Origin of the sequence: Streptomyces recifensis, assembly GCF_002154615.1 — a bacterium.
GTDB classification, from domain to species: domain Bacteria; phylum Actinomycetota; class Actinomycetes; order Streptomycetales; family Streptomycetaceae; genus Streptomyces; species Streptomyces griseoluteus.
On record NZ_MUNH01000196.1, the window covers coordinates 1 to 22,978 of the forward strand.

Annotated in this window: 20 protein-coding genes and 1 pseudogene; 15 read left to right on the forward strand and 6 right to left on the reverse strand. The window is 70.4% G+C overall.

The annotated features are described in order from the left end of the window. Nucleotides 1-159, reverse strand: a pseudogene (locus CCN33_RS32910) (GNAT family N-acetyltransferase); the annotation flags it as partial. 47 nt (nt 160-206) lie between these two features. Between CCN33_RS32910 and CCN33_RS11850 the strand changes: the two are divergent. Beyond that, nucleotides 207-1,541, forward strand: a complete 1,335-nt coding sequence (locus CCN33_RS11850) for a geranylgeranyl reductase family protein (protein WP_086693599.1) — start codon at nt 207-209, stop codon at nt 1,539-1,541. Between the two features lie 162 nt (nt 1,542-1,703). Here the strand turns inward: CCN33_RS11850 and CCN33_RS11855 are convergent, their stop codons facing one another. Next, entirely contained in the window at nt 1,704-2,534 is an 831-nt protein-coding gene (locus CCN33_RS11855; protein WP_086693600.1) for a C40 family peptidase, read from the reverse strand. Nucleotides 2,535-3,298: 764 nt separating this feature from the next. Here CCN33_RS11855 and CCN33_RS11860 point away from each other — a divergent pair. From CCN33_RS11860 to nuoN, 14 genes are read left to right on the forward strand one after another with little or no spacing between them, the layout of a single operon-like run. Then, complete coding sequence (locus CCN33_RS11860; RefSeq protein ID WP_030813697.1) at nt 3,299-3,658, forward strand: NADH-quinone oxidoreductase subunit A; 360 nt, start codon at nt 3,299-3,301, stop codon at nt 3,656-3,658. A gap of 14 nt (nt 3,659-3,672) precedes the next feature. After that, nucleotides 3,673-4,227, forward strand: coding sequence for a NuoB/complex I 20 kDa subunit family protein (locus tag CCN33_RS11865; protein WP_086693601.1), 555 nt, complete (start codon nt 3,673-3,675; stop codon nt 4,225-4,227). Then, nucleotides 4,224-4,967: an NADH-quinone oxidoreductase subunit C gene (locus tag CCN33_RS11870; RefSeq protein WP_086693602.1), complete on the forward strand. Its 744-nt coding sequence runs from the start codon at nt 4,224-4,226 to the stop codon at nt 4,965-4,967. Before CCN33_RS11865 ends, CCN33_RS11870 begins: the two co-directional genes overlap by 4 nt. Beyond that, nucleotides 4,964-6,286 (forward strand): NADH-quinone oxidoreductase subunit D, encoded by a 1,323-nt coding sequence (locus tag CCN33_RS11875; RefSeq protein WP_086693603.1) that lies wholly within the window; start codon nt 4,964-4,966, stop codon nt 6,284-6,286. Before CCN33_RS11870 ends, CCN33_RS11875 begins: the two co-directional genes overlap by 4 nt. Continuing rightward, nucleotides 6,283-7,140: an NADH-quinone oxidoreductase subunit NuoE gene (nuoE, locus tag CCN33_RS11880; RefSeq protein WP_086693604.1), complete on the forward strand. Its 858-nt coding sequence runs from the start codon at nt 6,283-6,285 to the stop codon at nt 7,138-7,140. The genes CCN33_RS11875 and nuoE overlap by 4 nt, the downstream gene beginning before the upstream one ends. Further along, nucleotides 7,140-8,489 carry an NADH-quinone oxidoreductase subunit NuoF gene (gene nuoF / locus CCN33_RS11885; RefSeq protein ID WP_086693605.1) on the forward strand — a complete coding sequence of 450 codons (1,350 nt, stop codon included), beginning with the start codon at nt 7,140-7,142 and terminating at the stop codon, nt 8,487-8,489. Before nuoE ends, nuoF begins: the two co-directional genes overlap by 1 nt. After that, nucleotides 8,486-10,990, forward strand: a complete 2,505-nt coding sequence (locus tag CCN33_RS11890; RefSeq protein ID WP_086693606.1) for an NADH-quinone oxidoreductase subunit G — start codon at nt 8,486-8,488, stop codon at nt 10,988-10,990. Before nuoF ends, CCN33_RS11890 begins: the two co-directional genes overlap by 4 nt. After that, nucleotides 10,987-12,348: an NADH-quinone oxidoreductase subunit NuoH gene (gene nuoH, locus CCN33_RS11895; RefSeq protein WP_086693607.1), complete on the forward strand. Its 1,362-nt coding sequence runs from the start codon at nt 10,987-10,989 to the stop codon at nt 12,346-12,348. Before CCN33_RS11890 ends, nuoH begins: the two co-directional genes overlap by 4 nt. After that, nucleotides 12,341-12,940, forward strand: a complete 600-nt coding sequence (nuoI, locus tag CCN33_RS11900) for an NADH-quinone oxidoreductase subunit NuoI (RefSeq protein ID WP_086693608.1) — start codon at nt 12,341-12,343, stop codon at nt 12,938-12,940. The genes nuoH and nuoI overlap by 8 nt, the downstream gene beginning before the upstream one ends. Then, entirely contained in the window at nt 12,937-13,779 is an 843-nt protein-coding gene (locus CCN33_RS11905; RefSeq protein WP_086693609.1) for an NADH-quinone oxidoreductase subunit J, read from the forward strand. The genes nuoI and CCN33_RS11905 overlap by 4 nt, the downstream gene beginning before the upstream one ends. Continuing rightward, nucleotides 13,776-14,075, forward strand: coding sequence for an NADH-quinone oxidoreductase subunit NuoK (gene nuoK / locus CCN33_RS11910; protein ID WP_030742982.1), 300 nt, complete (start codon nt 13,776-13,778; stop codon nt 14,073-14,075). Before CCN33_RS11905 ends, nuoK begins: the two co-directional genes overlap by 4 nt. Before the next feature lie 15 nt (nt 14,076-14,090). Next, nucleotides 14,091-16,037: an NADH-quinone oxidoreductase subunit L gene (gene nuoL, locus CCN33_RS11915; protein WP_086693610.1), complete on the forward strand. Its 1,947-nt coding sequence runs from the start codon at nt 14,091-14,093 to the stop codon at nt 16,035-16,037. A gap of 5 nt (nt 16,038-16,042) precedes the next feature. Continuing rightward, nucleotides 16,043-17,614, forward strand: coding sequence for an NADH-quinone oxidoreductase subunit M (locus tag CCN33_RS11920; RefSeq protein WP_086693611.1), 1,572 nt, complete (start codon nt 16,043-16,045; stop codon nt 17,612-17,614). Continuing rightward, nucleotides 17,611-19,260: an NADH-quinone oxidoreductase subunit NuoN gene (nuoN, locus tag CCN33_RS11925; protein WP_086693612.1), complete on the forward strand. Its 1,650-nt coding sequence runs from the start codon at nt 17,611-17,613 to the stop codon at nt 19,258-19,260. Before CCN33_RS11920 ends, nuoN begins: the two co-directional genes overlap by 4 nt. Before the next feature lie 62 nt (nt 19,261-19,322). Here nuoN and CCN33_RS11930 read toward each other — a convergent pair whose 3' ends face one another. From CCN33_RS11930 to CCN33_RS11945, 4 genes are read right to left on the reverse strand one after another with little or no spacing between them, the layout of a single operon-like run. Continuing rightward, the gene (locus CCN33_RS11930; RefSeq protein ID WP_140394518.1) at nt 19,323-20,171 is read right to left on the reverse strand and encodes a hypothetical protein; all 849 of its coding nucleotides are present in this window, start codon (nt 20,169-20,171) and stop codon (nt 19,323-19,325) included. A gap of 13 nt (nt 20,172-20,184) precedes the next feature. After that, nucleotides 20,185-21,180: an SCO2521 family protein gene (locus CCN33_RS11935; RefSeq protein WP_244173770.1), complete on the reverse strand. Its 996-nt coding sequence runs from the start codon at nt 21,178-21,180 to the stop codon at nt 20,185-20,187. Between the two features lies 1 nt (nt 21,181). After that, nucleotides 21,182-22,129 carry an SCO2522 family protein gene (locus CCN33_RS11940; protein WP_086693614.1) on the reverse strand — a complete coding sequence of 316 codons (948 nt, stop codon included), beginning with the start codon at nt 22,127-22,129 and terminating at the stop codon, nt 21,182-21,184. Nucleotides 22,130-22,151: 22 nt separating this feature from the next. Continuing rightward, nucleotides 22,152-22,943, reverse strand: coding sequence for an SCO2525 family SAM-dependent methyltransferase (locus CCN33_RS11945; protein ID WP_107483931.1), 792 nt, complete (start codon nt 22,941-22,943; stop codon nt 22,152-22,154). Nucleotides 22,944-22,978: the final 35 nt, after the last annotated feature.

Genomic DNA, 22,978 nt, shown 5'->3' on the forward strand with positions numbered 1-22,978 from the left:
CCGCCGCTGCCGGGCGGTGAGTTCCTCGTACACGGACAGCTCGGCCGCCCGCCCCCCGTGGAACCGCATGACCTCGGGATCGGCGAAGACCCGGTGCCAGGCGTAGGCGTCCTCGTCGGTGGGCACACGCAGCCGTACTACAGGGGGAGTTCGGTTCACGGAGCAGCCCTTCAGCCGGTTGATCAATTCTGCTGAATAGACTGCCCATGTCCAGTGCCCGTCGGCACGAAGATTCACAACCTTGGGGAGAACCCGCCGTGACTGAGCCCCTCTCCGACAACACCGCAGACGTGATCGTCGTGGGCGCGGGGCCGGCCGGCTCCACCACGGCCTACCACCTCGCCAAGGCCGGACTCGACGTCCTGCTCCTGGAGAAGACCGAGTTCCCGCGGGAGAAGGTCTGCGGTGACGGCCTGACCCCGCGCGCGGTCAAGCAGCTCGTGGCCATGGGCATCGACATCTCCGAGGAGGCGGGCTGGCTGCGCAACAAGGGTCTGCGCATCATCGGCGGCGGCTCCCGGCTCCAGCTGGACTGGCCCGATCTCGCCTCGTACCCGAACTTCGGGCTGGTGCGGAAGCGGGACGACTTCGACGAGCAGCTGGCCCGGCAGGCGCAGAAGGCGGGCGCCCGGCTGTTCGAGCTGTGCAACGTGAGCGGCCCGATCATCGACGACCGCACGGGCCGGATCACGGGCGTGACGGCGAAGCTGGGCGACGACAAGCGCCCGGTGACCTTCCACGCACCCCTCGTCGTCGCCGCCGACGGCAACTCCACCCGGCTCTCCCTCGCCATGGGCCTGCACCGCCGGGAGGACCGTCCCATGGGCGTCGCGGTGCGTACGTACTTCGAGTCGCCGCGTCACGAGGACGACTACCTGGAGTCCTGGCTGGAGCTGTGGGACCGCCGGGGCGCCCAGGACCGCCTGCTGCCCGGCTACGGCTGGATCTTCGGCATGGGCGACGGCACGTCCAACGTGGGCCTCGGCGTGCTGAACACCTCGGAGTCCTTCAAGGAGCTGGACTGGCGCGAGGTGCTCAAGGCATGGTGCGCGTCGATGCCGGAGGAGTGGGGCTACACCCCGGAGCACATGACGGGCCCGATCCGGGGCGCGGCCCTGCCGATGGCCTTCAACCGCCAGCCGCACTACACCAAGGGCCTGCTGCTGGTCGGCGACGCCGGCGGCATGGTGAACCCCTTCAACGGCGAGGGCATCGCCTACGCCATGGAGTCCGGCCAGCTCGCCGCCGACGTCATCGTCCAGGCCCACGCCCGCCCCACCCCGGCCACCCGCGAGATCGCCCTCCAGCGCTACCCCCGCGTCCTCAAGGACACCTACGGCGGGTACTACACCCTCGGCCGCGCCTTCGTGAAACTCATCGGCAACCCCAAGGTCATGCAGATCGGCGCCCAGCGCGGCCTCACCCACCCCCTCCTGATGAAGTTCGTCCTCAAGCTCCTCGCCAACCTGACCGACCCCACGGGCGGCGACACCATGGACCGCGTCATCAACGGCCTGACGAAGGTGGCCCCGAAGGCCTGATCCCCTCGCGGGGAATCAGCTCGGCATAACAGCCCGGACGGCCCGGCGGGACATCACCTCGTCCCGCCGGGCGGCGGCCCGGGTCCGAGCATGGCAGGAGACGCACCAAGGCCGCTGCCCCCCGAGGGCAGCGGCCTTGTCGTGCGGGTGGGGCGGAGGGGGTCAGAGGACCCGGACCGCGCCGGTGGGCTGGTCGTAGGAGAGGGGACGCTCCACGACGCCCGTGGAGGGGTTCTGGGCGCCGACGAACATGCCGTCGCCGACGTAGACACCCACGTGGTACGCGCTGCCCGCGCTGCCCCAGTAGAGGATGTCGCCGGGCTGGAGGTTGCTCAGGGAGACCTGGGTGCCGGCCGTGGACTGGTCCTGGGAGACGCGCGGCAGGCTGATGCCGACCTGCTTGAACGCCGTCTGGACCAGGCCCGAGCAGTCGTAGGCGGAGGGACCGGTGGCGCCGGAGACGTACGCCTTGCCGACCTGGGACTTCACGAACGACACGATGGCCGCGGCCGAACCGGTCGCGCTGGACGAGCCGGTGACCGTGGCGCTGCCCGCGTCGGTGCTCGCGGACGCGGACGCGGTGAGGACGGTGCGCTGGGCGTTTCGGGTGGCACGGGCGGCGGCCTCCTTACGGGCCTGCTCCTGTGCCTTCTTCTTCGCCTCGGCCTTCTGCCGCGCCTCGGCGAGGTCCGCCTTGGCCTGCTTCGCGGCGCTGGCGGCGGCCGCGTCACGCTCGGCCTGCAGCTCGTAGTTCGCGGCCGCCTGCTGGGTGGCGTCCGCGGACTGCGCGACCTGGGTGGCCACGTCGGCGGTGAGGGTGGGGAGTTCGAGCGTCTGCGTCACGGGCTCGGCCTCGGCCGCGTTCGCGTAGCCGGCCGCTCCTGCGACCGCCAGGGTGCTGAGGACGCCGCCGGCGACACCGGACCGCACGACGATGGACGACGCGCTGCGGCGGGGCTTCCGGTGGCTGCGTATGTGAGCGGTGTGGGACATGGGAACAACCGGTACCAGGGGCTCCTTCATATCTTCAACAAACGTGTGCTGCGCCACAATTGTTCAATCGGATCTCCGAAACCCGGTCGCGTCACTCTTTATTGACGCCGTAACGGACATAGCGGACGGAGATCATTGGGCCGTTGATCACGGTCTTTGATCATTACGTCCGAATTGCCCCGCGCCTACCATCGGTTGGGGTCGATGGCCAAGCCCGGCTCCGGAACGCCCGCCACCGGTGTGGCGGAGGTCACGGAACGGTCACCGGAAGAGTCGCGTCCGCGACGGTCGGCCGCGCGCCGGGACTTCGTGAACGCGCGCACGTGCTCCGGCCGCGTCCACATCGCGCCCCGGATCTCCCCCCGAGGTGTGAACGCCCTCCACTAGCAGCCGCATGCGTCCAACACCAATTTGCATGCATCGGAACCCTCTTGATATTGAGCAACCGCTCCGGCACCCCCTCTGACGTGCGCCGACGAGCGGGATTGTCACTTCTGGTGATCAACTGAACGCTTCGCGTGCGAAGATCACCCATCCTCCGGCTTCATGATCCTTCGTCAGGTGGTGGAGATCACAAAGCTTGTGCAATACCCCGTGTCGCAGATCACAGAGCGGCGGGCATAAGATGCGGAGCAGTTGGGCTTGTGACCTGCTTCACATGTTCTCGATCTTCGCCGGGACGGGTGGGGTCGGTGGGACGGAAGAGGCGGCTGTGAGCCCGTGATCCGCCACCAGTCAATGCCGACTGAAGGGAGCGAGGAGCGGTGAACGCGTACGCGCCCATCCTCGTACTGGGAGCCCTCGGGGCAGGCTTTGCGATCTTCTCCGTGGTCATGGCCGCGCTGATCGGTCCGAAGCGCTACAACCGCGCGAAGCTCGAAGCCTACGAATGCGGCATCGAGCCGACCCCCACGCCGGCCGGCGGCGGGCGCTTCCCCATCAAGTACTACCTGACGGCGATGCTCTTCATCGTCTTCGACATCGAGATCGTCTTCCTCTACCCCTGGGCCGTCACCTTCGACGCGCTCGGGGTCTTCGGGCTCGTGGAGATGCTGCTCTTCGTGCTCACCGTCTTCGTCGCGTACGCGTACGTATGGCGGCGCGGCGGCCTGGAATGGGACTGAGGGGCCTTTAAGTCATGGGACTCGAAGAAAAGCTGCCGAGCGGCTTTCTGCTGACCACCGTCGAACAGGCCGCGGGCTGGGTGCGCAAGGCGTCCGTCTTCCCGGCCACCTTCGGACTCGCCTGCTGCGCCATCGAGATGATGACCACCGGCGCCGGACGCTACGACCTCGCCCGCTTCGGCATGGAGGTCTTCCGCGGCTCACCGCGCCAGGCCGACCTCATGATCGTCGCGGGCCGGGTCAGCCAGAAGATGGCGCCGGTGCTGCGGCAGGTCTACGACCAGATGCCCAACCCGAAGTGGGTCATCTCCATGGGCGTCTGCGCGTCCTCGGGCGGCATGTTCAACAACTACGCGATCGTCCAGGGCGTCGACCACATCGTGCCGGTCGACATCTATCTCCCCGGCTGCCCGCCCCGCCCCGAGATGCTGATGGACGCGATCCTCAAGCTCCACCAGAAGATCCAGGGCGGAAAGCTCGGCGTCAACGCCGAGACGGCGGCCCGGGAGGCCGAGGAAGCCGCGCTCAAGGCACTGCCCACGATCGAGATGAAGGGGCTGCTGCGGTGAGCGAGGACAACGGCACCAACGGTGTGAACCCCGAGAAGGACCTCTCCGCCTCCAACCTCCCCGGCCAGCGCGGCCAGGGCGGCGAGGAGATCCGGGTCCAGCGCGGCATGTTCGGCGCCAACAACGGCGGCGACACCTCCGGCTACGGCGGCCTGGTCCGCTCGATCCGGCTGCCCGGCGCGGCGAGCCGCCCCTACGGCGGCTGGTTCGACGAGGTCGCCGACGAGCTGGAGGGCGCCCTGGAGGAGCAGGGCCTGCTCCCGGAGAACGCCATCGAGCGCACCGTCGTCGACCGCGGCGAGCTGACCTTCCACATCGAGCGCGAGCACCTGCTCCGGGTGGCCCGCACCCTGCGCGACGACCCGGCGCTCCGCTTCGAGCTGTGCACCGGCGTCAGCGGGGTGCACTACCCGAGCGACAAGGGCCGCGAGCTGCACGCGGTCTACCACCTGCGCTCGATCACCCACAACCGGCTGATCCGGCTGGAGGTCAGCGCTCCCGACGCCGACCCGCGCATCCCGTCCCTGGTCGCGGTCTACCCGACCAACGACTGGCACGAGCGCGAGACGTACGACTTCTTCGGGATCGTCTTCGACGGCCATCCGGCCCTCACCCGGATCATGATGCCGGACGACTGGCAGGGCCACCCGCAGCGCAAGGACTACCCCCTCGGCGGCATCGCCGTCGAGTACAAGGGCGCCCAGATCCCGGCTCCGGACCAGCGGAGGTCGTACTCGTGAGCACTTCCCACGCGTCAGCGCGCGAGACCACCGAGGGGACCGTCTACACGGTCACCGGTGGCGACTGGGACGAGGTCGTCCAGTCCGCGGCCAAGGCGGACGACGAGCGCATCGTCGTCAACATGGGCCCGCAGCACCCGTCCACCCACGGAGTGCTCCGGCTCATCCTGGAGATCGAGGGCGAGACGGTCACCGAGGCCCGCTGCGGCATCGGCTATCTGCACACCGGCATCGAGAAGAACCTCGAGTACCGCACGTGGACGCAGGGCACCACCTTCGTCACGCGGATGGATTACCTGACGTCCTTCTTCAACGAGACCGCCTACTGCCTCGCCGTCGAGAAGCTGCTCGGCATCGAGGACCAGATCACCGAGCGGACCGACATCATCCGGGTGCTCCTGATGGAGCTGAACCGGCTGTCGTCGCACCTGGTGTGCATCGCCACCGGCGGCATGGAGCTGGGCTCCACCACGATCATGATCTACGGCTTCCGCGACCGGGAGATGATCCTCGACATCTACGAGCTGATCACCGGCCTGCGCATGAACCACGCGTACATCCGCCCCGGCGGACTCGCGCAGGACCTGCCGCCGGGCGCGGTCGACCAGATCCGCGAGTTCGTCAAGAAGATGAAGAAGAACCTCCCGGAGTACGACAAGCTCGCCACCGGGAACCCCATCTTCAAGGCCCGTATGCAGGACGTGGGCCATCTCGACCTGGCCGGCTGCATGGCGCTCGGCGCCACCGGCCCGATCCTGCGCTCCACGGGCCTGCCGCACGACCTGCGCAAGACCCAGCCGTACTGCGGTTACGAGACCTACGACTTCGACGTCCCGACCGCCGAGACCTGCGACTCCTACGGGCGCTTCCTGATCCGGCTGGAGGAGATGCGCCAGTCGCTCAGGATCATCGAGCAGTGCCTGGACCGGCTCCAGCCGGGCCCGGTCATGGTCGCCGACAAGAAGATCGCCTGGCCCGCGCAGCTCGCGCTCGGCCCGGACGGGCTCGGCAACTCGCTGGACCACATCAAGAAGATCATGGGCACATCCATGGAGGCCCTGATCCACCACTTCAAGCTGGTCACCGAGGGCTTCCGGGTCCCGCCGGGCCAGGCGTACGCGGCCGTCGAGTCACCCAAGGGCGAACTCGGCGTGCACGCGGTCTCCGACGGCGGCACCCGTCCCTTCCGGGTCCACTTCCGCGACCCGTCCTTCACCAATCTCCAGGCCATGGCGGCGATGTGCGAGGGCGGCCAGGTCGCCGACGTCATCGTGGCCGTGGCGTCCATCGACCCCGTGATGGGAGGCGTCGACCGGTGACCACCTCTTCTTCCGAGCGGGGCGTCGGCCTGGGCATGCCGGAACTGCCCCCGCCCGCCTACCCGGACGACATCCGGGCCCGGCTGGAGGCGGACGCGCGCGAGGTGATCGCGCGCTACCCCGACTCCCGCTCCGCCCTGCTGCCGCTGCTGCACCTCGTGCAGTCCGAGGACGGCTACGTCACCCGGACCGGCATGAAGTTCTGCGCCGACGTGCTGGAGCTGACCACCGCCGAGGTCACCGCGGTCGCCACCTTCTACTCCATGTACCGGCGCCGCCCCTCCGGCGACTATCAGGTGGGCGTCTGCACCAACACCCTGTGTGCGGTCATGGGCGGAGACGCCATCTTCGAGACCCTCCAGGAGCACCTGGGCGTCGGCAACGGCGAGACCACCGGCGACGGCAAGGTCACCCTGGAGCACATCGAGTGCAACGCGGCCTGCGACTACGCGCCGGTGGTGATGGTCAACTGGGAGTTCTTCGACAACCAGACCCCGGCCAGCGCCACCCGCCTCGTCGACGACCTGCGCGCCGGGCAGATCGTGGAGCCCACGCGCGGGGCCCGGCTGTGCACCTTCAAGGAGACCGCCCGCATCCTGGCCGGCTTCCCCGACGAGCGCCCCGGCGCCGTCGAGGAGGGCGGCAGCGCGGGCCACGCCTCGCTGGTCGGCCTCCGCCTGGCCAAGGGCGAGACCCAGCCCGCGCGCGTGGTCCACCCGCGCGACGCGGCCCCGCGCGAGGAGCCGGTGCACGAGCCCTCGCCCACCGAGCGGCTCAGCTCCCACGACCCGGTCGACACCTCGGCCTCCGACCCGGCGCACCCGTCGGGACCGACCGCAGAGGAGGGGGAGTGATGACCGTGGTCACCGACGTCAAGGACGGCACCAGCCCCGAGAAGCTGCTCGCCCCCGTGCTCTCGGCCTTCTGGGACGAGGACCGCTCCTGGACCCTGGACGTCTACCGGCGGCACGACGGCTACGAGGGCCTGCGCAAGGCGCTCGCCATGTCCCCGGACGACCTGATCGCCTACGTGAAGGAATCCGGCCTGCGCGGCCGAGGCGGCGCGGGCTTCCCGACCGGCATGAAGTGGCAGTTCATCCCGCAGGGCGACGGCAAGCCGCACTACCTCGTCGTCAATGCCGACGAGTCCGAGCCCGGCACCTGCAAGGACATCCCGCTCCTCTACGCCAACCCGCACAGCCTCATCGAGGGCATCGTGATCGCCTGCTACGCGATCCGCTCCTCGCACGCCTTTGTCTACCTGCGCGGCGAGGTCGTCCCCGTCCTGCGCCGGCTGCACGAGGCGGTGCGCGAGGCGTACGAGGCCGGGTTCCTCGGCAAGGACGTCCTCGGCAGCGGACTCGACCTCGAACTCACCGTGCACGCGGGCGCGGGCGCGTACATCTGCGGCGAGGAGACCGCGCTGCTCGACTCGCTCGAAGGCCGCCGGGGCCAGCCGCGGCTGCGGCCCCCCTTCCCGGCCGTCGAGGGCCTCTACGCCTGCCCCACCGTGGTGAACAACGTCGAGTCGATCGCCTCGGTTCCCGCCATCCTGCACCAGGGCAAGGACTGGTTCCGCTCCATGGGCAGCGAGAAGTCACCCGGCTTCACGCTGTACTCGCTCAGCGGGCACGTCGCCAGCCCCGGCCAGTACGAGGCGCCGCTCGGCATCACCCTGCGCCAGCTGCTCGACATGAGCGGCGGCATGCGCCCCGGCCACCGGCTGAAGTTCTGGACGCCGGGCGGCTCCTCGACCCCGATGTTCACCGACGAACACCTCGACGTCCCCCTCGACTACGAGGGCGTCGGCGCCGCCGGCTCCATGCTCGGCACCAAGGCGCTCCAGTGCTTCGACGAGACCACCTGCGTGGTGCGGGCGGTCACCCGCTGGACCGAGTTCTACGCCCACGAGTCCTGCGGCAAGTGCACGCCCTGCCGCGAAGGGACCTACTGGCTGGTGCAGTTGCTGCGGGACATCGAGGCGGGCAAGGGGTCGATGAGCGACCTCGAGAAGCTCAACGACATCGCCGACAACATCAACGGCAAGTCCTTCTGCGCCCTGGGCGACGGCGCGGCCTCACCGATCTTCTCCTCGCTGAAGTACTTCCGCGAGGAGTACGAGCAGCACATCACGGGCCGGGGCTGTCCCTTCGACCCGGCCAAGTCGACGGCCTGGGCGGACCGCCCGGAGGTGAACGCATGACCGTGACCACCAGTGCCCCCTCAGGCGGGGGGCAGGCGGCGGTCCCGCCGGAGGACCTCGTCTCGCTGACGATCGACGGCATCGAGATCAGCGTGCCCAAGGGCACCCTGGTCATCCGGGCCGCCGAGCAGCTCGGCATCGAGATCCCGCGCTTCTGCGACCACCCCCTGCTGGACCCGGCCGGCGCCTGCCGCCAGTGCATCGTGGAGGTGGAGGGCCAGCGCAAGCCGATGGCGTCCTGCACCATCACCTGCACCGACGGCATGGTGGTGAAGACCCAGCTCACCTCGCCGGTCGCCGAGAAGGCCCAGCACGGGGTGATGGAACTGCTGCTCATCAACCACCCGCTGGACTGCCCGGTCTGCGACAAGGGCGGCGAGTGCCCGCTGCAGAACCAGGCCATGTCGCACGGCAACGCCGAGTCCCGCTTCGAGGGCCGCAAGCGCACCTACGCCAAGCCGGTGCCCATCTCCACCCAGGTGCTGCTCGACCGCGAGCGGTGCGTGCTGTGCGCCCGCTGCACCCGGTTCTCCAACCAGGTGGCGGGCGACCCGATGATCGAGCTGATCGAGCGCGGCGCGCTCCAGCAGGTCGGCACCGGCGAGGGCGACCCGTTCGAGTCGTACTTCTCCGGCAACACCATCCAGATCTGCCCGGTCGGCGCGCTCACCTCGGCCGCCTACCGGTTCCGCTCGCGCCCCTTCGACCTGATCTCCTCGCCCTCGGTGTGCGAGCACTGCTCGGGCGGCTGCGCCACCCGTACCGACCACCGGCGCGGCAAGGTCATGCGGCGGCTCGCCGCCAACGACCCGGAGGTCAACGAGGACTGGGTCTGCGACAAGGGCCGGTTCGCCTTCCGCTACGCCCAGTTGCGCGACCGGCTCGACACCCCGCTGGTCCGCAACGCCGAGGGCGTGCTGGAGCCCGCCTCCTGGCCCGAGGCGCTGGACGCGGCCGCGCGGGGCCTCGGCGCCGCCCGCTCCCGCGCCGGGGTGCTCACCGGAGGCCGGCTGACGGTCGAGGACGCGTACGCGTACAGCAAGTTCGCGCGGGTGGCGCTCGACACCAACGACATCGACTTCCGCGCCCGCGTGCACAGCGGCGAGGAGGCCGACTTCCTGGCCGCCCGGGTGGCCGGCCGGGGCCGCGACCTCGACGGCACCGGGGTCACCTACACCGCGCTGGAGCAGGCGCCCGCCGTGCTGCTGGTCGGGTTCGAGGCCGAGGAGGAGGCCCCCGGCGTCTTCCTGCGGCTGCGCAAGGCGTGGCGCAAGCGCGGCCAGAAGGTGTACGCCCTGGCCACGCACGCCACCCGGGGCCTGACCAAGGCGGGCGGCACGCTGCTGCCGGCCGCGCCCGGCACCGAGCCCGAGTGGCTGGACGCGCTGGCCGGCGGGGTCGGCCTGGAGGACGCCGGCACCGAGGCGGCCGAAGCGCTGCGCGCCGAGGGCGCCGTGATCGTGGTCGGCGAGCGGCTCGCGGGCGTCACGGGCGGCCTGACCGCCGCCACGCGCGCGGCGGCCGCGACCGGCGCCCGGCTGGTGTGGATTCCCCGGCGCGCGGGGGAGCGCGGTGCCGTCGAGGCGGGCGCGCTGCCCTCGCTGCTGCCGGGCGGCCGTCCGGCCACGGACCCGCGCGCGCGGGAGGAGGTCGCCGCCGCCTGGGGGCTGGCCGAACTCCCCGCCCGCTACGGCCGCGACACCCAGCAGATCGTGGAGGCCGCCGCCACCGGCGAGCTGTCCGCGCTCCTCGTCGCCGGGGTGGAGGTCGCCGACCTGCCCGACCCGGCACGCGCGCGTGAGGCGCTCGACAGCGTGGGCTTCCTGGTCTCGCTGGAGCTGCGGCCCAGCGAGGTCACCGAGCGCGCCGACGTGGTGCTGCCGGTCGCGGCGGTGGTCGAGAAGACGGGCACCTTCCTCAACTGGGAGGGCCGGGTCCGCTTCTTCGAGGCCGCGCTCAAGCCCGACCAGATGACCCGCCGGCTCGCCCCGGCCGACGCCCGCGTCCTGCAGATGCTGGCCGACGCCATGGACGTCCACCTGGGCCTGCCGGACCTGCGCACCACCCGCGCGGAGATCGACCGGCTCGGCGGCTGGACCGGGGCCTCGGCCGCCGACCCGCTGCACAGCGGGGCCGCGCTGCCCCGCCCGGCGGCCGGGGAGGCCGTGCTCGCCGGACACCGGCTCCTGCTCGACCTCGGCGTCCTCCAGCAGGGCGACGAGGCGCTGGCCGGCACCCGGCACGCCGCCCACGCGCGCGTGTCCGCGGCGACGGCCGCCGAGGCGGGCGTCAAGGACGGCGACACCCTCGCCGTCACCGGTCCGGCCGGGACGACCGCATTCCCGCTGGAGATCACGGAGATGCCCGACCGGGTGGTCTGGCTCCCGCTGGACTCGGCCGGCCGGGGCGTCGCCTCCGACACCGGGGCCCGGCCCGGCTCCCTCGTCCGTATCGGCCCCGCGGTGCACGCCGACGAGGCCCCCAAGGAGGTTCGAGGATGAGCCCGTTCCTCGCCGCTGAAGACCTCTCGCTGTTCGGCCGCGACCCGTGGTGGCTGGTCGTCGTCAAGGCGGTGTTCTGCTTCGCGTTCCTGATGCTGACGGTGCTGCTGTCCATCGTCTGGGAGCGCAAGGTCGTCGCCTGGATGCAGTTGCGCATCGGCCCCAACAGGCACGGCCCCTGGGGCATGCTCCAGTCGCTCGCCGACGGCGTGAAGCTCATGCTCAAGGAGGACGTCGTCGTCAAGCGCGCGGACAAGGTGATCTACGTCCTCGCACCGATCGTCGCCGCCATCCCTGCCTGCATGGCGATCGCGGTCATCCCGTTCGGCCCGGCCGGCAACGAGATCTCGATCTTCGGCCACCGCACCACGATGCAGCTCACCGACCTGCCGATCGCGATGCTGTACATCCTGGCCGTCGCCTCGGTCGGCATCTACGGCATCGTGCTGGCCGGCTGGAGCAGCGGCTCGACCTATCCGCTCCTGGGCGGTCTGCGCTCCTGCGCGCAGATGATCTCCTACGAGATCGCCATGGGCGCCGCGTTCGCCTCGGTGTTCCTCTACTCGGGGTCGATGTCGACCTCCGTCATCGTGGAACAGCAGCACGACCGCTGGTACATCCTGCTGCTGCCGGTCTCCTTCGTCCTCTACGTGATCACGATGGTGGGCGAGACCAACCGCGCCCCCTTCGACATGCCGGAGTCCGAGGGGGACCTGGTCGGTGGCTTCAACACCGAGTACTCGTCGATCAAGTTCGCGCTGTTCATGCTCGCCGAGTACATGAACATGGTGACGGTGTCGGCGGTGACGGCCACCCTCTTCCTCGGCGGCTGGCGGGCCCCCTGGCCCATCAGCACCTTCTGGGAGGGCGCCAACCACGGCTGGTGGCCGATGCTCTGGTTCGTCATCAAGGTGCAGCTCCTGCTGTTCTTCTTCATCTGGCTGCGCGGCACGCTCCCCCGTGTCCGCTACGACCAGCTCATGAAGCTCGGCTGGAAGGTCCTGATCCCGGTCTCGGTGGTCTGGCTGATGCTGGTGGCGACCGTGCGGGTGCTGCGCAACGAGAACTACGACTTCGCCGACATCGCGCTCTACGTCGGCGGCGGTGTGCTCGCCCTGCTGCTGATCTCCTTCGTCGCCGACATGTTCCGCGACAAGGCCAAGGCGGCCGAACAGCCGGCCCCGCAGCCCGCGTTCGATCCGCTGGCGGGCGGTTTCCCCGTACCGCCGCTGCCCGGACAGCAGTTGCCCGCGGTGCCCAGGCGCCGTCCGCGCCAGGAGCGGGAGCTGATTGTCAGTGGTGGAGTGGACACTGTCAGTGACGGAACTTCGGATGGAAAGGAGGCGTCCGATGGCTGAGGAGCCCAAGGAGACCGCACCCGGTTTCCAGAACCCCGTGGCCGGCTTCGCCGTGACCTTCAAGGCCATGTTCAAGAAGCGGCTGACCGAGCAGTACCCGGAGCAGAAGAAGACCACCGCTCCCCGCTTCCACGGACGGCACCAGCTCAACCGCCATCCGGACGGCCTGGAGAAGTGCGTCGGCTGCGAGCTGTGCGCCTGGGCCTGCCCCGCCGACGCCATCTATGTCGAGGGCGCCGACAACACCGACGAGGAGCGCTACTCGCCGGGCGAGCGGTACGGCCGCGTCTACCAGATCAACTACGCCCGCTGCATCCTGTGCGGCCTGTGCATCGAGGCGTGCCCCACCCGCGCGCTCACGATGACCAACGAGTTCGAGCTGGCCGACTCCAGCCGGGCCAACCTCATCTACACCAAGGAGCAGTTGCTCGCCGGTCTGGACGAGGGCATGGTCGACTCCCCGCACGCGATCTTCCCCGGCACCGACGAACAGGACTACTACCGGGGCCTGGTGACCGAGGCCGCCCCCGGCACGGTCCGGCAAGTGGCCACCTCCAAGGGCGAGAAGCCCGAAGAGGAGGTGGAGGCATGAGCGCACAGCTCGCCGCCTACTCCACTTCCACCGGAGAAGCGGTCCAGTTCTGGATTCTCGGCAGCGTCGCCGTGATCGGCGCCCTGTGCACCGTCCTGATGCGACGCGCGGTGCACAGCGCGCTGTGTCTCGCCGGGACCATGATCGTCCTGGCGGTGTTCTACCTCGCCAACGGCGCCTACTTCCTGGGAATCGTGCAGATCGTCGTCTACACCGGCGCGATCATGATGCTCTTCCTCTTCGTGGTGATGCTCGTCGGCGTGACCGCCGCCGACTCGCTGAAGGAGACCATCAGGGGGCAGCGCTGGCTGGCTCTGCTCTGCGGGCTCGGCTTCGGCGTCCTGCTGCTGGGCGGCATCGCCAACGCCTCGCTCACCCAGTTCAACGGCACCGGCCAGGCCAACGCGGGCGGCAACGTGGAGGGCCTGGCGGCCCTCATCTTCACGAAGTACGTCTTCGCCTTCGAGCTGACCGGCGCCCTGCTGATCACCGCCGCGGTCGGCGCCATGGTGCTCACCCACCGCGAGCGCACCGAACGGCCCAGGACCCAGCGCGAGCTGGCGGCCGAGCGGGTCCGCGAGGGCAAGCACGTACCGCCGCTGCCCGCCCCCGGCGTCTACGCCCGGCACAACGCGGTGGACATCGCGGGCCTGCTGCCCGACGGCACCCCCGCCGAGCTGAGCGTCAGCCGGACGCTGCGCGAACGCGGTCAGATCCGGGACGTCTCCGCCCAGGCCCTCGGCGACCTCAAGGCGCTGGAACAGCGCGCTGAGGAACGCCTGGAGCGCACGGAGAACACCCCGGCCACCTTCAAGCGGACGGAGGACGCGGCGCAGTGAACCCCGTCAACTACCTCTATCTCGCGGCCCTGCTGTTCACCATCGGCGCCACCGGCGTGCTGATCCGGCGGAACGCGATCGTGGTGTTCATGTGCGTGGAGCTGATGCTCAACGCCTGCAACCTCGCCTTCGTCACCTTCTCCCGGATGCACGGCAACCTCGACGGCCAGATCATCGCGTTCTTCACGATGGTCGTCGCCGCCGCGGAGGTCGTGGTGGGCCTGGCGATCATCGTGTCGCTGTTCCGCACCCGCCACTCGGCCTCGGTCGACGACGCCAGCCTGATGAAGCTGTAAGGGGTCGGAAGAATCGTGGAGAACCTGATCGCGCTGCTCATCGCGGCGCCCCTGCTCGGAGCCGTCGTGCTCCTGCTCGGCGGCCGGCGCCTGGACGCCGTCGGCCACTGGGTCGGCACCCTGCTGTCGACCGCCTCCTTCGTCGTCGGCCTGGTCCTGTTCGCCGGGCTGCTCGGCAAGGACGCCGAACACCGCACCTGGACCCAGCACCTGTGGAGCTGGATCCCGGTCGGCGGCTTCCAGGCCGACGTCACGCTGCGGCTCGACCAGCTGTCGATGACGTTCGTGCTGCTGATCACCGGGGTCGGCTCGCTGATCCACCTGTACTCCGTCGGGTACATGGAGCACGATGAGCGGCGCCGCCGCTTCTTCGGCTACCTCAACCTGTTCCTCGCGGCGATGCTCCTGCTGGTCCTCGCCGACAACTACCTGCTGCTGTACGTCGGCTGGGAGGGCGTGGGCCTCGCCTCGTACCTGCTGATCGGCTTCTGGCAGCACAAGCCCAGCGCCGCGACCGCCGCGAAGAAGGCGTTCCTGGTCAACCGGGTCGGCGACATGGGCCTGTCCATCGCCATCATGCTGATGTTCACCACCTTCGGCACCTTCGCCTTCGGCCCGGTGCTGGAGCACGCGGGCGACGCGTCCGAGGGCCGGCTCACCGCGATCGGCCTGATGCTGCTGCTCGCCGCGTGCGGCAAGTCCGCCCAGGTGCCGCTCCAGTCCTGGCTCGGGGACGCGATGGAGGGCCCGACCCCGGTCTCGGCCCTGATCCACGCGGCCACCATGGTCACGGCGGGCGTCTACCTCATCGTCCGCTCCGCCGCGATCTTCAACGGCGCGCCGGACGCGCAGCTCGTGGTCACCGTCGTCGGCGGGGTCACGCTGCTGTTCGGTGCGATCGTCGGTTGCGCCAAGGACGACATCAAGAAGGCGCTGGCCGGCTCGACCATGTCGCAGATCGGCTACATGGTTCTCGCGGCCGGCCTCGGCCCGATCGGCTACGTCTTCGCGATCATGCACCTGGTCACCCACGGCTTCTTCAAGGCCGGGCTGTTCCTCGGGGCCGGTTCGGTGATGCACGGCATGAACGACGAGGTCGACATGCGCAAGTACGGCGGCCTGCGGAAGTACATGCCGATCACCTTCGTCACCTTCGGCCTCGGCTACCTCGCGATCATCGGCTTCCCGGGGCTGTCCGGCTTCTTCTCCAAGGACAAGATCATCGAGGCGGCCTTCGCCAAGGGCGGCACCGAGGGCTGGATCCTGGGCGGGGTGGCCCTGCTGGGCGCGGCGATCACCGCGTTCTACATGACCCGCGTGATGCTCATGACGTTCTTCGGCGAACCCCGCTGGAAGAACCAGCCGACCAGGTCCCCCGAGGCCCCGAGCGCCGAGCCGGCCGCCGAGCACCAGGGCGCGCACGGTGAGCCGCACCCGCACGAGTCCCCGCGGACCATGACGATCCCGATGATCGTGCTGGCCGTCGGCTCGGTGGCCGGCGGTGCCTTCTTCGACGTGGGCGACCGCTTCCTGCACTGGCTGGAGCCGGTCACCGGGCACAGCGAGGGCCACTCCCCGCTGAGCGCGCTCACCGTCACCGGCGCCACCATGGTCTGCCTGGTTGTCGGCGTGGGCCTGGCCTGGGCGCAGTACGGCCGCAAGCCCGTACCCGCGCTCGCCCCGCGCGGCTCCGTGCTCACCCGCGCCGCGCGGCGCGACCTCTACCAGGACGACTTCAACCACGTCGTGCTGGTGCGCGGCGGCGAGCACCTGACGCGCTCGCTGGTCTATGTCGACCACACCCTGGTCGACGGCGTCGTCAACGGCTCGGCGGCCGGTTTCGGCGGCCTGTCCGGGCGGCTGCGCCGGGTCCAGAACGGCTTCGCCCGCTCCTACGCGGTCTCGATGTTCGGCGGCGCGGCCCTCCTGGTCGCCGCGACGCTGCTGATGAGGGCGGTCTGATACCGATGTCCTTTCCTCTGCTGACAGCGACAGCCGCGCTCCCGGCGCTGGGTGCGGTGGCCACGGCCGCCGTGCCGGCCCGGCAGCGCACCGCCGCCAAGTGGCTGGCCCTGCTGGTCACCCTGGCCACGCTCGCGCTGGCGATCGTCGTCCTGGTCCGCTTCGACCCGGACGGCGCCCGCTACCAGCTCACCGAGTCCCACTCCTGGATCAGGGACTTCGGGGTGCGCTACGAACTGGGCGTGGACGGCATCGCGGTGGCCCTGGTCGGGCTGACCGCGCTGCTGATGCCGTTCATCGTGCTGGCGGGCTGGCACGACGCCGACCCCCTGGAGACGGGCAGCAGGCGGTGGCGGCCCACGCAGGGCTTCTTCGCGCTGATCCTGGCCGTCGAGGCGATGGTGATCATCTCCTTCGAGGCGACCGACGTCTTCGTCTTCTACATCTTCTTCGAAGCCATGCTGATCCCGATGTACTTCCTCATCGGCGGCTTCGGGGACCGGGCCCACAGCCAGGGCGAGGAGGCCGCGTCCACCCAGCGGTCGTACGCGGCGGTGAAGTTCCTCCTCTACAACCTGGCCGGCGGTCTGATCATGCTGGCCGCGGTGATCGGGCTGTACGTGGTCGCCGGGAGCTTCAGCCTCCAGGAGATCGTCCAGGCGCGGGCCGACGGCTCGCTGACCATGGCGACGAGCACCGAACGCTGGCTGTTCCTCGGCTTCTTCTTCGCCTTCGCGGTGAAGGCCCCGCTGTGGCCGCTGCACACCTGGCTGCCCAACGCCATGCAGGAGTCCACCGCGCCGGTCGCGGTGCTCATCACCGCGGTGGTCGACAAGGTCGGCACCTTCGCCATGCTCCGCTTCTGCCTCCAGCTCTTCCCGGAGGCGTCGAAGTGGGCGACGCCGGTGATCCTCGTCCTCGCCCTGATCAGCATCGTCTACGGCGCGCTGCTCGCGGTCGGCCAGCGGGACATCAAGCGGCTGGTGGCCTACGCGTCGATCTCGCACTTCGGCTTCATCGTGATGGGCATCTTCGCCATGACGACCCAGGGCCAGTCGGGCGCGACCCTCTACATGGTCAACCACGGCATCTCGACGGCCGCGCTGATGCTGGTCGCGGGCTTCCTGATCTCCCGGCGCGGATCCCGGCTCATCGCGGACTACGGCGGCGTGCAGAAGGTCGCCCCGGTGCTCGCCGGCACCTTCCTGATCGGCGGCCTCGCGACCCTGTCGCTGCCCGGACTGGCGCCGTTCGTCAGCGAGTTCCTGGTACTGGTCGGCACGTTCAGCCGGTACCCGGTGATCGGGATCGTCGCCACGGTCGGCATCGTGCTGGCCGCGCTGTACACGCTGGTGCTGTACCAGCGCACGATGACCGGCCCGGTGAAGCCGGAGGTGTCGGCGATGCCCGACCTGCGGGTGCGTGAGGTGCTGGTGGTCGCGCCGCTGATCGTGCTGCTGGTCCTCCTCGGTGTCTATCCGAAGCCGCTGACCAGCATCGTCGACCCGGCGGTCAAGCAGACCATGTCCGACGTCCAGCAGAAGGACCCCAAGCCCGCGGTGGAGGCGGCCAAGTGAGCGCAGCAGCCGTCCACAGCCTGTGGACAACGGCGGCCGATCCGATCTCGAAGATCGACACGCCGAAGATCGAATACGGACAATTGTCGCCGACGCTGATCGTCGTCGGCGCCGCCCTCATCGGGGTGCTCGTCGAGGCGTTCGTGCCGCGCCGCTCCCGCTACTACGCCCAGGTGTTCGTCTCCGCCGTGGCGCTGTGCGCCGCCTTCGCCGCGGTCGTCGCGCTCGCGGCGGGCGGCTACGGCACCACCAAGGCGCACATCGCGGCCATGGGCGCGGTCGCGGTGGACGGCCCGGCGCTGTTCCTGGAGGGCACGATCCTGCTGGCCGCGCTGGTCGGCCTGTTCACCTTCGCCGAGCGGCGCCTGGACCCGGCGGCGCACGGCAACCGGGTCGACTCCTTCGCGGCACAGGCCGCCTCCGTACCGGGCGGTGAGGGCGAACAGGCGGCGGTCAAGGCCGGGTTCACCACCACCGAGGTGTTCCCGCTGCTGCTCTTCGCGGTCGCGGGCATGCTGGTCTTCCCCGCGGCGAACGACCTGCTGACGCTGTTCGTCGCCCTGGAGGTGCTCTCCCTCCCGCTGTACCTGCTGTGCGCGCTGGCCCGCCGCAAGCGGCTGATGTCGCAGGAGGCCGCGGTCAAGTACTTCCTGCTGGGCGCGTTCGCCTCGGCGTTCACCCTGTTCGGCATCGCCCTGCTGTACGGCTACGCGGGCTCGGTGTCCTACGCGCGGATCGCGCAGGTCGTGGACGGCACGGTCAGCGGGGTCGACCCGGCGCTCGCGGACACCATGGGCAACGACGCGCTGCTGCTGATCGGCATGGCGCTGCTGGTGATGGGCCTGCTGTTCAAGGTGGGTGCGGTGCCGTTCCACATGTGGACCCCGGACGTGTACCAGGGCGCCCCGACCCCGGTGACCGGCTTCATGGCGGCCGCGACCAAGGTGGCCGCGTTCGGCGCGCTGCTGCGGCTGCTGTACGTGGTGCTGCCGGGACTGCGCTGGGACTGGCGGCCGGTGATGTGGGGGGTGGCGATCGTCACCATGCTGGCCGGCGCGATCGTCGCGATCACCCAGACCGACATCAAGCGGCTGCTGGCGTACTCCTCCATCGCGCACGCGGGCTTCATCCTCGCCGGTGTGATCGCGACGACGGAGGACGGGGTCTCGGCGGTCCTCTTCTACCTCGCCGGGTACTCCTTCGTGACGATCGGCGCCTTCGCCGTGGTCACCCTGGTCCGCGACGCGGGCGGCGAGGCGACGCACCTCTCCCAGTGGGCCGGCCTCGGCCGCCGGTCTCCCCTGGTCGCCGCGGTCTTCGCCGTCTTCCTGCTCGCCTTCGCCGGCATCCCGCTGACCAGCGGCTTCGCGGGGAAGTTCGCGGTCTTCCGGGCGGCGGCGGAGGGCGGCGCGGCTCCCCTGGTCGTGGTCGGCGTCATCTCCTCGGCCATCGCCGCCTTCTTCTACATCCGCGTCATCGTCCTCATGTTCTTCAGCGACCCCCAGCCCAACGGCCCCACGGTCGCGGTCCCCTCCCCCCTGACCATGACCGCCATCGCGGTGGGCGTGGCGGTGACGGTGGTCCTGGGCGTGGCACCCCAGTACTTCCTGGATCTGGCGGGGAGCGCGGGGGTGTTCGTCCGCTGAACCCCCTGCTCCTGGGTCCGGTCTCCTCCGAGGGGGCCGGACCCAGTTGTGTGCGGGGACCGCTAATCGCCCCTCTCCCACCAGATCTCGAAACGTCGTACTCGCTCGTCCACGCGTTCGCCCACGGTCAGGCTGGTCTCGTAGACGCGTGATGGATCGCCGTCCGCCGCAGTGGTCTCGTAGCTGATGGCCCGGTCGAAGACGACGAAGTTCTTGACCGCCTCCCGCTGCTCCCAGGTCTCCAGCGTGGACAGCACCAGTACCCGGATCTCGAAGCCCAGGCTCCGCTGCCAGGCCCGCAGCTCTTCCACATCGGCGTCGAGGTCCGCCGGGGTGCCGAGGATGAGCAGCCGCCGTACCCGGACGCCCCGTGACACCGCCTGCTCCTGGGCGGTCACGTAGTGGCGGCCGAGGTCGGTCCCCCAGAAGTCCCGGTCGACCGAGGTGCTCGCCGCGTCGATGGACGTCCCCGCGCACCGGGCCAGGCCCAGCAGCCAGTCGCGGTCCTCGCCAGGGTAGTCCGCGTGGTTGCCCCGCAGATCGTCCATCAGGTTGGTCAGCCGTCGTACCTCGGCCCGGACGAATGTGTACAGGAGGTCGGGACGGCCCGGTTCGAGTGCCGCGACGTTCCGCGCCAGGCGGGTGACCTCGCCGGAGCCCACGGGTGAGGTGTCCAGCCGGGAGATCAACCGGGTCGTGTCGTTGAAGCCGGTGAGGCCGTCGTCCAGCCGCCGTTCGAAGTCCGCGAGCTGTTGGACGATGAGGGTCGCCCCGGCGATGAACACGGAGAGGGTGATCTTCCAGATCTCGGGCTGATCCGTGAGGTTGGTGATCAGGTAGGTCACGCCGCCCAGCAGGGCGGTGACGGCGACTCTTACGACTACTTCGGATATCCGGCGCGTCCGCCGCATGGCTCCCCCGGTGTCACTGTCGACGACGATGCTGACGTGGGCGCCGGGAGGTGCGTCGCGGCCCGCCAGGGACGCCCGTACCCGGCTGCGAGTAGAGAACCAGCAGGTCACGGACCCGCTGGGCGAGCGACTGCCACTGGCGGGTGAACCCCGGAGTCCGCTCCAGCGCCTCCCACAACGGGAGGAGCCGGGGGTCCGGCCGGGCCGCCGGCATCCACAGATGCAGCAGGTGGGCGGCGGCCGCGCGCACGAGTTCCTCCGGCGCGCTTCCCGGCGGGGCCTCGTCCAGCAGGCCGGTCAGGACCGTCAGTAGCCAGTCGTGCAGCGCGAGGTCCGCGCAGAAGGCGGCAATGACGGGCGGTTCGATCTCGGCGGGCAGACGCAGTTCCACCGTCCGGTGTCCGACCCCGGCCAGGGTGAAGCGGACGGCCGGCGCGGGGGACCCGTCGGCGGGCCGCAGTGCCACCCACCGCAGCCGGGTGCACGGGGTCGGCAGAGGCGGCCGGTGGTCGAGCAGCGGATGGCCGAGGACCTCGGTGAGCAACCCCTCCGCGATCAGACCCGGGTCCAGTTCGTCCGGTCGGCAGGCGGTGAGGAGCCCCTGGGCCACGGCCGGTTCGGGGAGTTTGCCGAGCGGTTCGACCACGCCCGGCCGTGCGAGGTAGTGCCACCACGGCCTGCGGCTGCCGGGGCCCAGGAGGGGCACGCTGGTGAAGGCGTCGGCCTGGACGACCCGTCCCTCGGTGACCGAGGCACGGGAGACCACCGTGCCGACGGCGCGGATCTTGGTGCCGTCGGCGGTGGGCAGCGCGCAGTCGACCCCGGTGAGCAGGGAAGGGGACTGTGCGTGCCGGTCGGGGCGCGCGGAGAGCGTGACGGGTTCCCCGAGGCGCAGGCCCAGCAGCCGGGCGGTGTCCCCGGCGGACAGCGGCCGGGACGCGGGCAGCAGGCAGGTCCGCACCTCGCCGCAGCGGAGCGCCACCGGCGCCGGGCTCGGGGCGGACGCCATGTCAGGGGCTGGGGTAGAAGACGTAGCCGGCGCGTTCGGCGACCGAGGCGGGCAGGTCGATGCCTTCGTCGGCGGCGCGCCGCGAGGTCTGCGCGAGGGCTACGGGGTCCACGTCGGTCTGGTCGAGGACGACCATGACGGCGTGCTCGACGGGCAGGAACCGGTACGGCAGCAGGGAGCAGGTGCGGTAGGCGGTGAAGGGCTCGGCGGCGGCGTCGACCTGAAGGAGCGCCGGGAGTTCGTCCCAGTCGCCGGGCAGTGTCCGCCCGTCCCAGAGGGCGGGCCGCAGAACCGGCGAGCCGTCGTGCCGCAGCAGTCCGAGGCGGAGCAACTGCCATACGGCGGCCAGGAAGGCGCAGGACCAGGTGCGCACCGGGCCTTCGTCGTCCCACAGTTCGGTGTCCAGGAAGACCGAGTGCCGCCGGGCCAGGGTCTCCTCGGGCGGCTGCCAGGTCTCGTGGCCCACCAGGCCGGCGGGGCCGCGTCTGCCGTTGGCGAGCCAGCCGGTCCGGCGGGCCGGGGGCCGTCCGCCGTTGCTGCCCGGCGGGGGCGACTCGACCAGCCGGTCAGCCACGGACCGGGCCAGTTCGAAGCCGTCGGCCACCGCGCAGCCGGACTCCCGCACCAGGTAGTCGATGGTCAGGCCCGCACGGGCCGCCTCCGCGAGCAACGGCGGCACGACGTCGGCGGGGGAGGAGAACCGGGAGAAGTAGTCGTCGATGAGGAAGCAGGTGCTGATCCGGGGCCGCCGTCCGGCCGTCCCCACCGCGGTGGACGCGACCGCGGCGTCCGCCCAGGGGCGGGCGAGGGCGAAGTGCTCGCGCAGCCGGTCCGGTCCGCCTTCGAAGTCCTCCAGGTAGAGGTGGCCCATCTCCAGCGAGAGATGGGCCAGCGGAACGGACTGGGTGCGCGGCTCCGCCGTGGTCTCACGGAACACGTCCTCGATCACGCATCCCCCAGGTGCTCGTCCGCTAACGGGTGTCGTCCCGGCGCCGGCCGCAGGCCAGGATCATTCCCAGGTAGCCCTCGCGCAACGCATGGCCGTCGTGCAGGCGCGTGATCGTCAGGTCGTCCGCCGCGTACGGGGCGAGGCTCGCGGCCACTGCCCGTTCGTCCACGCTGCACGAGGGAAAGAAGTGACCGCCCACGCGGTAGCCCCGTGAACCGGCCATGAAGGCGGCGGCGAAGGGCGCGCCGGGGAGTAGTGACTCGACGAAGCGCCGTACGCCGTCCCGGAACACGTCGGCGGAGTCCGTTATGGACTCGGCGGTGAAGAACATGGTCCCGATGCCCCAGCGCCCCTCGGGCAGCAGGAACAGGTCCCCGTGCTCGACCCGGGCGCTCGCGCCCAGGCTGCCGCGCGGATCGGTGATCTCCCGGTACGGGCTGCCGGTGTTCAGCACGTCCCAGAACGCGTCCCAGCTCTCCGGGTAGCCGCCGGTGTGCCGCTCGAGCCACGCGATGTTGGCCGGGGAAAGGTCGAGCAGGGTGATCTCCGCACACCAGGGGAGCAGCATCAGGGCGGGGTACAGGTTCGGCCCGGAACCGACGTCGATGCCCGCGCGGGCGGACAGCGCGTCGTGACGTTCGAAGTGCCGGCGGAAGAAATCGCCGCACATCCGCATGATCGCCTCGTCGTCCGCGTGCAGCCGGCTGTAGTTGGCATCGACGTACGCCGCCGGATCGAAGGTCTCCCAGAGAGGTGCTCCGACGACCTCGACGGCAGGGATCTCCGCCGCGTCACGCGTGCTTCGCTGATCCATCATCCGAGAGTAGGGGGACCGGGGCGCCCCGGTCC